Raw genomic sequence first — 12,900 nt, forward strand, 5'->3', positions numbered from 1 at the left:
ATAAATCTAAACTTTTACTTAGATTTATGTTTCGTCTCTCACAACTTATGACTAACTCAAATGTTTTACATCTCAACAAGGAAATATGTAATAATCACTAGGAGTTATAGTTAATACTTCCTATGCTAATTACACCCTATTATGAATTCCTCGTATTTTATTGTTTATAAATAGCATCTCTCAACGCTTTTAATCCGTCATCAATTCTTGGTCCTGGACGTGAAATTTGATCTCCATTTATAGCTTTAATATTATTGTTTTTTACCGCATTAATTTCATTAAAACCACCGCGTTGGTTAATAACTTTCTCATACTCCGATTTTGAAATACCCATCGTTGATATCAAAATATCAGGATTCTTCTTAATGATATCTTCTTTACTAACTTTTTGCCATCCTGTTAAGTTAGAAAAACTGTTATCTACTTTTAATTTATTTAGCATATCATCAAAAAAAGTTTCTTTACCTGCAGTATATATTTCTGGCTCAGATGATACCTCCATAAATACTTTTTGAGTTTTAGCATTTTCAGGAATAGAGTCTTTAACTTCTTTAATATTTGCTTTTGTTTCTTTTATAAGTGCCTTAGCTTCTTTATTCTTACCTGTTACTTCCCCTATTTGATGAAATGTTTTATACATATCATCAATGGATTGAGCATCTTTGACATATACAACTTTCACGCCATTTTTCTTTAGTGAATTGAGTATTTTACCACTCGTAGGCTTTTGAGATTCATGCGCTAAAATCAAATCAGGTTTAGCCTTCAACAATGCTTCTTTATTTAACTTCATCGCATCAAATTGCTTTTTATCTTTTACTTCTTTCGGATAATCATCTACAGTTGAAACACCAACCACACTGTCGCCTAAACCTAATTCATATAAAATTTCAGTGTTACTTGGCATCAACGATACAATTCGTTTATAATTATGATTTTCTGACTGCTCCTTTTTTTCTGATTGATTAGAATTTGTACTACATGCTACTAAAAGCATAGACATAACAATAAAAAGACAGACTATTTTAAATTGCTTTTTCATTTCTTTAACTCCTATTATCAATTTTCTTTTATCATACCAAATTCCAATACATTTTTAATTATTTTTTAAAGTATTTCGTTGCAAATTCAGACAGATGTTGACATAATTCCATGAAAGTAGTGCACAGTTTTCCCAGTGCTTCTAATAAAGTTTATGAGGTTATGCCAACGTAATTGACATAACTTGAGCAAACCATAATTTTCATATATAAATCTTTTCAAATTAAAGTCATCGTACGAAATGTTTTTCTAAAAAATCAACTGTGTTTGTTCCGCTACCGTTAAAGTATGCTTTGCCAAAATTATCTAATAATGCATGAAATTCATTGGCATCTTGGTTCGTAAAGTTATCTGGTAGTATGACATGTTTTTTTAGCTTTTCGTAACTCGTAGTATGATTATAACCCAATTTATAATATATTCTTCGCGTATAACTGTCCGGTATAAATTCAACACCACCAAATATATAGACAAGTAAAACATCTGCAGTCTCACTACCAACACCTTTTATACTTAGCAATTCTTTACGAAGATTTTCTTGAAAACATTTGTTAATGGCTTCATAATCAAAATCAAATTGCTCTAACCAGCTCAATAAAGCGTGAATCGTTTGCGCTTTACTCTTGTAAAATCCACTAGATTTTATAACCTTTTGTAAAACATCAATTTCTAAATTTAGTATTTGTTGTGGTTCTAATGAAGTATTAAGTTTAAGAGATTCAATTGCATAAGCAGCGTTTCTCCAATTTGTATTTTGAACTAAAATTGCTCCTAACATTATTTCAATCTTTGTATCAGCAGGCCACCAGCCTTGTGGACCCATGTGATTATATAATTCCTGATATAACGTTTTAGTGTCTAAATTCACTTGAACATTCCCCTAATTATTTTTGACTTTCTTGAAATTTTAACACAATAAAGAGAGCTAGCACGATTTATTATTTTTTAAGTAAGTAACATCAGTCTACTCAAAAACAACAAATTCCATACTAGCTCTCTTTTATTTACTCCCTACATTGATTCTGGTGCAGTTACACCAACTAAATCAAGTGCATTGTGCAATGTAATTCTCACTGCATCTACTAACGCAATAAGGGCTTTTGTCTTATCTTCGTCATCTGTCAACACTTTTTCAGCATTATAAAACTTATGGAAATGTGAAGCCAAATCTTGAATATAGTTTGTAATTCTATGTGGTGCTCTATTTGTAGCAGCACTTTGTATCGTGGTCTCAAATTCAGCAATTTTTTTCAACAAATCAATTGCTTTATCATTTGTAATAAGTGAATAATCTGCGTCTTTAGAAGGTGTAATACCTCTTTCAGCCGCTTGTTTCAATATTGAACAAATACGTGCGTGTGCGTATTGCGCATAATATACTGGATTGTCTTGTGATTCTTGTTTAGCAAGTTCCATATCAAAATCAAAGTGTGTATCAGGACTACGCATTGTTAAGAAATAACGTGCAGCATCTACGCCTACTTCGTCCATAATTTCACGTAACGTGATGGCATTACCTGTCCGTTTACTCATTTTAACTTCTTGTCCATCTTGCATTAAACGTACCATTTGCATAATTTGTATTTCAAGACGTTTACTATCCACACCAAATGTTTCAAGTGAAGCTTTTAAACGATTGATATAACCATGATGGTCAGCACCGAATAAATTGATTAAAGTATCATTACCACGCTCAATTTTATCAAAGTGATACGCAATATCTGGTAAGAAATAAGTGTAATTACCATCATTTTTAATTAATACTCTGTCCTTATCATCTTTAAAATCCGTAGTACGTAACCATGTAGCGCCATCTTTTTCGTAAGTATAACCAAGTTCAGTCATCTTATTAAGTACTTCTGTGATTTCGCCTTTTTCATATAAAGTCGTTTCACTGAACCAACTATCAAAATGAGTATTAAAATCAGCTAAATCTGTTCTTAATTTTTCCATTTCATAATCGACGCCTAATTTTCTAAATGTTTTAATACGAGTTTCTTCATCTAAGTCTTTTAATTCTGGTTGTTTTTCAGCTAAATCTTTACCAATATTAATAATATCTTTTCCATGGTATCCGCCCTCTGGCATTTCAAATGAGTAATCACCAAGCGCTTCAAAATAACGTGCTTCAATAGAAAGCGCTAAATTTGTAATTTGATTACCCGCATCGTTAATGTAATATTCTCTAGTTACATTATAACCAGCTGCAGTTAAAATATTAGCTAATGTATCACCAACAGCGGCATTACGCGCATGACCGATGTGTAAATCTCCAGTTGGATTTGCTGACACATATTCTAGTAATATGTTTTTACCATTTTTTTCTTCTGTGCTTCCAAATTCAGAGCCTTTATCTATAGCTTCTGAAATGATAGCTGTTAAATAAGCGTTATCTAAATAGAAATTAATAAAACCAGGTCCAGCAATTTGTACTTTTTCAACATTAGCTGCAGTTGTATCTAAGTTGTCTACGATGGCTTGGGCAATTTCACGTGGATTACGTTTCGCAATCTTAGTTAAAACCATTGCAATGTTCGTTGAATAATCACCATTTGAAGTATCTTTAGGGATTTCAACTTTAATTTCTGGAATTTCACTTGCGTCTGCAAGTTGTGCTTGCTGTATACTATGATTGATTTCTTCAATCAATGTTTGTTTCACTTGATCAATTATATTCATTTACGGTGTCTCCTTATAAATAATTTCATATTGGTAAGAACCCATTTTTTCTTCATCTTGAATTAAATCATAATGCACTTTTAACTTGCCGCCACCATCTAATACAAAATGTAAAATAGAGTGTGTACGTACAGTCAACGGAATCCGACCACCACTAATTTCGTATAAAGTAATTGTATCTTCACCTTCAACAAAATGAAGATTCATATTGATATCACCTTTACGAATAATTTTTACACCAGTTTCTTCAATTTTAACTGTCACATTTACAGTCATTTCATTAACTTTTTCTTGATAACGTATAAATTCAGCGTTTCGTTTTTGCCAAGTGCCTCGTGTATTCACATTAAATTTCTCTTTATTGTCAAATTGTTTAACAACTTGTTTAGTTTGGATATTAACATTGTTTTCCAATGTACGTTTCACCCTAATCTTTTAAAATAATACACACCATTATAGCATACTTAATATACGCATTACAGTTGATAAAATGATTTTATTATAGAATCATTTTATCAACTGTAATGTATATCCATACAAGATAAAGAAATTATATAAACAGACTCCTGTTATTAAATACACATGAAATAACTCATTTTTTTCTAAGTATGATTAAAGTTACTAAACTAGAAATCATCAGGGCAACAATTTCAAGCGAAGTCTTCACTTAACTTATATAGAGAAAGGGAGACAACAATACCTTAGTTTAAGGCTTAGCCGTCTCCCAATAATATGAACTATTTACTTTCTAAAGTTTCATGTAATATAGCTGCAGAATTACGCCACATCTCCGCATCATGTGATTCAAGGAATTCTCTTAACACAGCTTTATTTTCCTCACCAATATGGTCAATTTCAATTTGATGTTTCATTGATTTGTCCATCATATTAACATGTTCAGGCATACTCTTATACCCTCTACGTATACTTTTGTTCACCAATAAGTAACAAGCTGTAACACCGGCATAGTAAGGACCATTTTCTCCTCTTTCAGTTGTAACCCAACATAGCCAATATGGTTTCGCTTCGTCACCTTCTACTACTTCTTTTTCTTTAATCCATTTAACACCTTTTTCAACGCTCGAACGTGCATGCATACCACCTATATCAATAAAAGCTTCTTTATTTTGAACATCTATAAAGACAGGTGCTACGTTGTCTAAAGTAATTGAACCTATATTTGTACCCTTATGTCCGTCTAGTGGATCATTTTTGATAATATTGAATTTAAACCCTTTATTTTCAGCCATTATCGCACACCTCCCACATTTTCATTTAATTTATAATAGTTTTTGCGTTTAATCAATTATTGTCTATTAAATATTGAGTTTAACAGTGTTGTTTTGTTGTGTTAAGTATAAACGTAAATCATATGTAAACTAGTTGTATATCTGAACTCTCTTATAAATTTCAATGTCTACAAAATGACTGTGTTGTTATTACTTAACTCTATACTTACTTAATCTACATGTTAATTACATGCTGCAATTCCACTTAAAACTAGTTCAATTCATCTAAAATGCTATTAATAGCATTCTTTATTTGGTCATCCTCTATTTGAGAAATTAATTCCTTAGGATAATATAATTTATAATCCTCTCTATTAATACCTGTAATACTATGGATAACCAACGATTGACTACTTATTTCCCGAGTCTTACCATTTCTTTTTAGCAGGTGGATAGGTTTTCTATCAGATCCTGGTCTGTCGTAATCATATGGTAAATCTGAAAAAGACTCGCTTACGAAATAATAATTTGGATCAATCCCTGCTTGAACAAATAAATCCGTTAATTCTGTAATCGTTATAATAGATCCATCAAATGGCATATATTTAAATAAGTCGCGATTAATGAAACGACGAGATAAGTCACTCAGTATAGGGTCATCTTCTTTAACCCAAGCTTTTAAGTAATATAATACAACCGCTTCATCTAAATCAACGTATTGCTCAATTGTCATAGACTCTTCAAAGAAAGGTATGAAGTCAGTCGGATACATTTTAAATGTGTAACCTTCGTTATACAATTGTTTCGCGCGTTTTAAACAGTTGTTTAATAAAACCTCGCCACCTCTACTTACCGGATGAAAGTATATCTGCCAATACATTTGATAGCGACTCATGATAAAGTTCTCAACGGCGTGCATGCCACTCTCTTTAATGAGGACCTCATCTTTAGAAGGCCTCATCAGCCTTAATATACGTTCCATGTCAAACTGTCCATAAGATACACCTGTAAAATAAGCATCTCGTTGTAAATAATCCATTCTATCTGCGTCAATTTGAGAAGATATCATTGAGATTACTAATTTATTTTTATGTGTTTTATTAATTACATCAGCTACTTGTTGAGGAAAATCTTCTGACACACGTTTTAAAACTTCGTTAACTTCAGTTGGCCCAGTGATTATCGCTTGTGTAAAAGCTTCATGATCTGTATTAAATATTTTTTCAAAACTATGTGAAAAAGGCCCATGCCCTAAATCGTGTAGTAAGGCTGCACATAAGGCTAATGGTCTATCATTGTTATCCCACGCTTCTCGTCCATCAAATGAATCATCGATTATTCTACGCACGATTTCATATACACCAAGTGAATGCCCAAATCTACTATGTTCAGCTGTATGGAATGAGAGATATAGTGTACCTAATTGCTTGATTCTTCTCAAACGTTGGAACTCTTTTGTTTTAATTAAATCCCAAACTACTTGATCTCTGACATGAATGTACCTATGAATGGGGTCTTTAAACACTTTTTCTTCTGGTAATTTTTGTGTAGCATATGTTGTAAAAGTCAATGTCATTCTCCTATCCATATCTATACTGCGTAGCTTATTTTAATGTTTTACGCATTAATGCCAAATCCATTGCTTCTCCATACATTACATGTGTGTAAGAACGGAGTTTTTCGAAGCCTTTTTGCTCATAAAATGACACTGCTTCATCATTTTTATTATCGACTTCTAAAAAGACTTCGTCATATTTATCCTCAAAATAATTCAATCCTTCAGTTAACAATTTTGAACCATAGCCATGGTGTTGCCATGATGGCCTCACATAATGTGCAGATAAAAATAATTCTGTGCCATATATGAACGTTGCAAAACCAATAATCTCATTATCTTCTTCTACGACTAAGAATAATTGATCTTCTAATCGTTTAAGTAAATGTTGAGCATTATATGAAGCAGCCAATAGCTCATTGACTGTTTTAGCTGCGTAAATATTCAAATAAGTGTTATACCAAGCTTTCGTTGCTACATCTCTGATACCCACAACATCTTCGGGTGTTGCTCTTCTAATTTCTTGCATGTCGCTCTCCCCCTATTTAGATAGGTAATAATAGCTACATTATAACATAATATTTGTATTCAAAATACTTTATCTCGCTTGATACAAATAGTTTGTTATAAGCGCATTTTCATTTCAGTTATCTGTTGCTTATGTGATTAAAAAGTCCGAGACACGTAATTATGTCCCGGGCTTAAAATATTTGTTATATATTTACTTATGTTGTAATGTTTGTTGCCACTCTTGGGCACGTGTTAATGCGTATACATCTTTTTCTATGTCTCCAGGTCTTTCTGCCGTGCCTATAATATAGCCCGATAAGCTCGCGCCTAAAAATTCCAAACTATATTTGACTTGTGTAATACAAGGTTTAGCTTTGACTTTAGGGCAATCGCCGCCCACGATAATTAATCTAAAATCTTTTTCTGACATTTTTTCTTTAAAGTCTTTATATCTTGGATCCATCAACGTTTCAGACCAATGATCAATGAACGATTTCATTGATGCTGATAAGCTATACCAATATATTGGTGAAGCAATAATCACGGTATCACTTGCTAACACTTTATCTATAATTGTTTTGTAATCATCTTCGTATGATCCTATAGTGGTATTATCGTGTCTTACGTCTCTCACAGGATTTAATTGATATTCTGTTAAGTCTATCCATTCGTAGTCATACCCAGCTATAGCCATCTTAGTTAAATGCGCAGTATTTCCATCTGGTCGACTGCCCCCGAATAACACTGTAATCATAATAATCTCCTTCTACTACTAATTTAAAAATACATCACATGAAAAGTTATAAATATACAATCCCATAAATGTTCTAAACTTAATTAATAATCCTACACTAAAAAGTCTAGTTTATAAACAGTTTAATGAAAATAGATTAAAAAATTAAATTATTTGCTCAAAATCAGAACTTTTATCTATATTATAAATGCATATTTTTAGAAATAAAGTTATAAATATAAAAATAAGACAAACTAAATTCTAGCTTGTCTTATTGTATTTATTATTTTACAGGAAATAATTCTTCTATTTTATTAATCTCGTCTTCCGTCAATTTCACATCTAATGTCGTTAAATTATCAACTACTTGGTTTGGTCGTTTTGCGCCAGGTATAACAATATCTAAAGAAGGTCTAGTTAAATAGAATGCCAATACAATATGAGCTACATCAACTCTATGATTATCAGCAATACCACGCAATTGATCAACTTTAGCTAAATTCTCTTTATATCTTTCACCTTGAAATTCAGGATTTTTTGCACGAAGATCATCAAAAGTTGTATTTTCATTATATTTTCCAGCTAATAAACCAGAAACTAGTGGAAAATATGGGATAAAGGTAATATTATTTTCACTTGTGTAATTAAAAATATGTTCATTTTCTCGGTTTAATAAATTATATTCCATTTGTACAACATCTACGTAGCCATCTTTATTAGCTTCTTTTAGTTGGTCTAGATTAAAATTAGACACACCAATCGCTTTAATTTTACCTTCATCTTTAAGTTCTTTTAAAGCAGCGACCGCTTCATTCTTCGGTGTGCTATCATCTGGAAAATGTATATAGTAAACATCTATATAGTCTAATTGCAGTCGTTTTAAACTTTGTTCAACTTGATCCTTTAAAAATGCAGGATCATTTGACATTTTCACATTGCCATAATCATCAAAATAATGCGCACCTTTTGTAGCAATAGCATACTCTTCGCGTGTGAATTCTTTTATAGTTTCTCCTATTAATTCTTCAGAACGCTTTGGACCATAGATAAATGCTGTGTCAATTAACGTTATGCCATTTCTAATTGCAGTGCGTACTGTTTCCATACCTTGTTCTTCATCCAAGTCGTTATATAAATTATGTCCGCCAACAGCATTTGCTCCAAAAGCTATTGGATTTACTTTAACATCTGATTTCCCAATTTGTACTTTTTTAGTCAATATTATCCAACTCCTTCACAGAAATTTAAATTTTATTTTATCATTATATTTATTACTTAGATTTGTCATTTATAATCAGTTACCTTTTTAATCACTGAGTATTATGGTTCACATTCTTCTTTACCCAATTTCAACAATTTTAATAATGAGAAATAAGATAATTTAATCTATTCTAAACTTAGCACGATTTGGTTATAAAACTAAATAAATTTGCTTATTAAACAACTTAATTTGATATCTAATTAATAATTAAACGTCTCAAATAATGATAATATTCTAACTATTTTTAGAACTATCTATAAAAAACACCCTAAAAGCCAGAAGTTTAATTCTAACTTTTAAGGTAATCCTTTTTCTCCATTATTTTCAAATATGTTAAATCCGTTTTGTGTAATTACTTTATAAACTCATGTAACTTATTGCATACTTTTACGTTTTGCTAATTTTTCTTTAAGTTTTCTATCTTGCTCTTCTTTACGACGTTTACGTTCTTCATTTCTTTTTCTCAAACGTTCTTCTTCTTCAGGATCTCTTGGTTTTTGTAATTGTTTTATCACTTTTTCCATGAGCTCATCTTCTGAAAGTGCCGCTAACGGACGATTATTAACAAAAGCAAACGTTTTACGACGGCCTGGGCCACAATATGACTGACAGCCGATTTCAATTTCAGCGTTAGGATCTAATTTAGTCAACTTTTTTTCTAAAGTTTTGCAATTTACAGCTTGGCAATCATCACAAATCAAAAATTTATTTTGCAACTATACCCTCACCTTCCTTATCATTGACTTCCACATATTCAAACAATTTATAATAGCAATAATCTTATCTTATTTAATATTCCATATATTTCATGCGACATTTCTATTTGATGTCTCTTTCTATCTACAACTCTAATTATTTTACCCTTTTTAATAAAAATTTCAAGTTCTTAATTTAGCAATTTTTAAGTTTTATTTAAGTTACATAATGGAATAGAAGGCAAACAAGAAGACAAAATTTAAATTCACTTCGTTATTTGGCAGTATTTTAACAGATATATTATTAATATTTACTTAATTGCCTTATAACTAAAATCATTGTAATGTGGTAGGTCTATAATATGGGATTGCGGCGATGGTCTGCTCATTTTAATATTAAATGTTTATCTTTATGTCCACCATAAATCTGGTGCAGGATTCTCAATATTAATTGACTTCAAATTATTCACTGCCTTACTAAACCCTTCTTCGATAGACATGATAGGATCTTCATGCTCTATACTTACAACATAATCGTAACCATTTATCCTTAGTGCACTAATCATATCTCCCCACACTTGAGTATTGTGACCGTATCCTACTGTCCTAAATGTCCAAGCCCGAGTTTGCACATTGCCATAAGGTTGCATGTCTGTCAGACCATACATATTTACATTTTCTTGATCAATGTATGTATCTTTTGCATGAAAATGGTGAATAGCATTTGCTTTCCCTAATATTTTAATCGCTGCAATTGGCTCAATACCTTGCCACCACAAATGACTAGGGTCTAAATTAGCGCCAATATATTCATTAGTTGCCGCTCTTAATTTCAACATGGTATAAGGTGTATGTACTAAAAAGCCAGCATGTAATTCTATACCGATTTTCACATCATTTTCTTTAGCATATTCTGCAACTTTTCGCCAATAAGGTATAAGCTTTTCTTCCCATTGCCACTCTAAAATTTTAGTATAGGCTGTTGGCCATGGCGTCACTGGCCAATTCGGATACTTAGCTGTTTCATCTGATCCTGCAACACCAGAAAAAGTGTTAACTACAGGTACATTTAAAAGTGAGGCTAATTTAATTGTTTTAAACAAAGTATCATGTGCTTGTTGGGCTTCTTTTTCATTAGGAGAAATTGGGTTGTTATGGCAACTAAAAGCACTAATTTCCAATCCACGTTGATGGATACTTTCAATAAAAGCATTACGTTGAAGTTCATCATCTAATAAGTTATCCATTGGACAGAATTGATTCCCAGGGTTACCTCCTGTTCCTATTTCCACCATTTTGACTCCAGCATTTGCTACATAATCTAACATTTCTTCAAATTGTTTATCTTGGAACAATACAGAAAACACACCAATTTTCATAAATAATCCTCCTTTAACATTATAACTAGTTCAATTTAATACTTTGACCAGTTTCACTACTTTGATAAATTGCATCTATGATTTTATTTATTTTTAATGCTTGTTCTGGTTGTATGATAAGTGTTTCATTACCAAGACAACTATTTACAAAGTTCTGAGCTTGTCGTTGTGCCGCTATATCTTCATCATGTTCTGCATATGCTTGTTCAGTAAAATAAGTCCCTAATTTCGGTCGATATATTTCAAATGGGTATAAATTTAGACCGCCATCAACTCCAGAGATACTTAAATGTTTTGTGTCTTCTTTTATATTTGCTGACCACGAACACTCAAATTGAAGCGTTGAATTATCATTAAAAGATATATAGCTTGTCACGTGATCATCTACATCAAACTTTTCATGGTCAAATGGTCCCCAATCATTCAATTGATTTGGTAATTTGCTAAGACGATTATAAGTTTTACCTAACACCTCTTTTGGTTCAATATCATTTAGTAACCAAAGTGACAAGTCGAGCATATGACAGCCATAATCTATTAGACTACCTCCGCCCTGCAACGTTTTATTTGTAAACACACCCCATCCAGGAACTTTACGTCTACGTAATGCTTGTACGCGGGTAACTAGAGGATCACCTACTACACCATTATCAATAGCTTTTTTTGCCGTAATCGCTGCATCTGTGAAGCGGTAATGATATCCTATTGCCAACAATTTATCAGCTTGTTTTGCGGCATCCACCATAGCTTCACATTCAGTTAAATTCATGGCCATTGGTTTTTCACAAAACACATTAACTCCTGCTTCTAGAGCAGCAATACTTATTTCCGCATGAAATTTATTTGGTGTACAAATAGCTACTGCATCAACTTGTTCAAACATTGTATGATATGATTCATGGATATTTTCAATGTGAAAATCATTTGCAACATTTTTTGCCAACGCTATATCAACATCTTGAACTGCCACAACATCCACTAGATGATTTAAATTTTGAAAAGCTGGAATGTGTCTGTTACATGCAATGCCACCGCATCCAATAATACCCACTTTTAATTTATCCATAAGCAGACAACTCCCAACATTATTTTTTTGATATTTCTTCTAATGGTTGCGCGTTTCCATATTGATGTCTTGGCGTATTATTGTTAAATGCCCACTTCACAGCATTCTTAATAACCTTTTGCACATTTACATTGTAATAAGTAGGATAGCTTTCATGGCCCGGTCTAAAGTAAAATATTTTTCCATTACCTCTTTTAAAAGTCACTCCACTTCTAAAGACTTCTCCACCTTCAAACCAACTGATGAAAACTGTTTCGTCTGGTGACGGTATATCGAAATGTTCTCCGTACATTTCTTCTTTTTCAAGTTCAAAATATGAATCAATTCCTTCAGTGATAGGATGCGTGGGATCAACGACCCAAAGACGTTCTTTTTCATCTGCCTCTCGCCATTTAAGGTCACATGATGTGCCCATTAAACTCTTGAAAATTTTTGAAAAATGTCCTGAATGTAATACAACTAACCCCATACCTTCTAATACTTTTTGTTTCACTTTTTCTACCACTTCTTCATCAACTTCTTCATGTACTTTATGCCCCCACCAAATAAGTACATCTGTTTGTGCTAACACATCATCTGTTAAACCATGTTGAGGTTCATCTAATGTTGCTGTAGTCACAATATGATCATCTGTTAAAAATGATGCTATTACATGATGTATACCGTTTGGATAAACAGCCTGTACATCTTCATTTTCTTGTTCATGTCTAAATTCATTCCATATTGTAATATTCATAAAATACCTCCATAAG

Annotated in this window: 13 protein-coding genes; all 13 read right to left on the reverse strand. The window is 32.1% G+C overall.

The window, feature by feature from the left end; genetic code table 11:
* Positions 1-157: 157 nt before the first annotated feature.
* Positions 158-1,042 carry an ABC transporter substrate-binding protein gene (locus ACW5YJ_RS13240; RefSeq protein WP_017722649.1) on the reverse strand — a complete coding sequence of 295 codons (885 nt, stop codon included), beginning with the start codon at positions 1,040-1,042 and terminating at the stop codon, positions 158-160.
* A gap of 228 nt (positions 1,043-1,270) precedes the next feature.
* Positions 1,271-1,909: an endonuclease III domain-containing protein gene (locus tag ACW5YJ_RS13245; RefSeq protein WP_457338271.1), complete on the reverse strand. Its 639-nt coding sequence runs from the start codon at positions 1,907-1,909 to the stop codon at positions 1,271-1,273.
* A 143-nt stretch (positions 1,910-2,052) separates the two neighbouring features.
* Complete coding sequence (gene argS, locus ACW5YJ_RS13250) at positions 2,053-3,720, reverse strand: arginine--tRNA ligase (RefSeq protein WP_457338272.1); 1,668 nt, start codon at positions 3,718-3,720, stop codon at positions 2,053-2,055.
* Positions 3,721-4,134: a YwiB family protein gene (locus ACW5YJ_RS13255; RefSeq protein ID WP_017722652.1), complete on the reverse strand. Its 414-nt coding sequence runs from the start codon at positions 4,132-4,134 to the stop codon at positions 3,721-3,723.
* 323 nt (positions 4,135-4,457) lie between these two features.
* On the reverse strand, positions 4,458-4,970 hold the full coding sequence (locus ACW5YJ_RS13260; RefSeq protein ID WP_017722653.1) for a YwhD family protein: 513 nt from the start codon (positions 4,968-4,970) through the stop codon (positions 4,458-4,460).
* Between the two features lie 250 nt (positions 4,971-5,220).
* On the reverse strand, positions 5,221-6,525 hold the full coding sequence (locus ACW5YJ_RS13265) for an HD domain-containing protein (protein ID WP_171916384.1): 1,305 nt from the start codon (positions 6,523-6,525) through the stop codon (positions 5,221-5,223).
* 28 nt (positions 6,526-6,553) lie between these two features.
* Entirely contained in the window at positions 6,554-7,033 is a 480-nt protein-coding gene (locus ACW5YJ_RS13270) for a GNAT family N-acetyltransferase (protein WP_017722655.1), read from the reverse strand.
* Positions 7,034-7,225: 192 nt separating this feature from the next.
* Positions 7,226-7,768, reverse strand: a complete 543-nt coding sequence (locus ACW5YJ_RS13275) for a flavodoxin family protein (RefSeq protein WP_017722656.1) — start codon at positions 7,766-7,768, stop codon at positions 7,226-7,228.
* A 262-nt stretch (positions 7,769-8,030) separates the two neighbouring features.
* Positions 8,031-8,966 (reverse strand): aldo/keto reductase, encoded by a 936-nt coding sequence (locus ACW5YJ_RS13280; RefSeq protein ID WP_171915405.1) that lies wholly within the window; start codon positions 8,964-8,966, stop codon positions 8,031-8,033.
* A 416-nt stretch (positions 8,967-9,382) separates the two neighbouring features.
* On the reverse strand, positions 9,383-9,724 hold the full coding sequence (locus ACW5YJ_RS13285; RefSeq protein ID WP_017722658.1) for a YuzB family protein: 342 nt from the start codon (positions 9,722-9,724) through the stop codon (positions 9,383-9,385).
* Between the two features lie 389 nt (positions 9,725-10,113).
* The gene (locus tag ACW5YJ_RS13290; protein ID WP_017722659.1) at positions 10,114-11,082 is read right to left on the reverse strand and encodes a sugar phosphate isomerase/epimerase family protein; all 969 of its coding nucleotides are present in this window, start codon (positions 11,080-11,082) and stop codon (positions 10,114-10,116) included.
* Positions 11,083-11,107: 25 nt separating this feature from the next.
* Positions 11,108-12,148 (reverse strand): Gfo/Idh/MocA family protein, encoded by a 1,041-nt coding sequence (locus tag ACW5YJ_RS13295; RefSeq protein ID WP_107551202.1) that lies wholly within the window; start codon positions 12,146-12,148, stop codon positions 11,108-11,110.
* 19 nt (positions 12,149-12,167) lie between these two features.
* Complete coding sequence (locus tag ACW5YJ_RS13300) at positions 12,168-12,884, reverse strand: ThuA domain-containing protein (protein WP_017722661.1); 717 nt, start codon at positions 12,882-12,884, stop codon at positions 12,168-12,170.
* Positions 12,885-12,900 lie beyond the last annotated feature (16 nt).

The organism is Staphylococcus sp. mip270_02, assembly GCF_054031535.1.

Bases quoted from the DNA above. Each gene is read 5' to 3' on its own strand.
- ACW5YJ_RS13290 (WP_017722659.1), bottom strand. From the start codon at position 11,082: ATGAAAATTGGTGTGTTTTCTGTATTGTTCCAAGATAAACAATTTGAA.
- ACW5YJ_RS13265 (WP_171916384.1), bottom strand. From the start codon at position 6,525: ATGACATTGACTTTTACAACATATGCTACACAAAAATTACCAGAAGAA.
- ACW5YJ_RS13300 (WP_017722661.1), bottom strand. From the start codon at position 12,884: ATGAATATTACAATATGGAATGAATTTAGACATGAACAAGAAAATGAA.
- argS (WP_457338272.1), bottom strand. From the start codon at position 3,720: ATGAATATAATTGATCAAGTGAAACAAACATTGATTGAAGAAATCAAT.
- ACW5YJ_RS13260 (WP_017722653.1), bottom strand. From the start codon at position 4,970: ATGGCTGAAAATAAAGGGTTTAAATTCAATATTATCAAAAATGATCCA.
- ACW5YJ_RS13275 (WP_017722656.1), bottom strand. From the start codon at position 7,768: ATGATTACAGTGTTATTCGGGGGCAGTCGACCAGATGGAAATACTGCG.
- ACW5YJ_RS13240 (WP_017722649.1), bottom strand. From the start codon at position 1,042: ATGAAAAAGCAATTTAAAATAGTCTGTCTTTTTATTGTTATGTCTATG.
- ACW5YJ_RS13270 (WP_017722655.1), bottom strand. From the start codon at position 7,033: ATGCAAGAAATTAGAAGAGCAACACCCGAAGATGTTGTGGGTATCAGA.
- ACW5YJ_RS13295 (WP_107551202.1), bottom strand. From the start codon at position 12,148: ATGGATAAATTAAAAGTGGGTATTATTGGATGCGGTGGCATTGCATGT.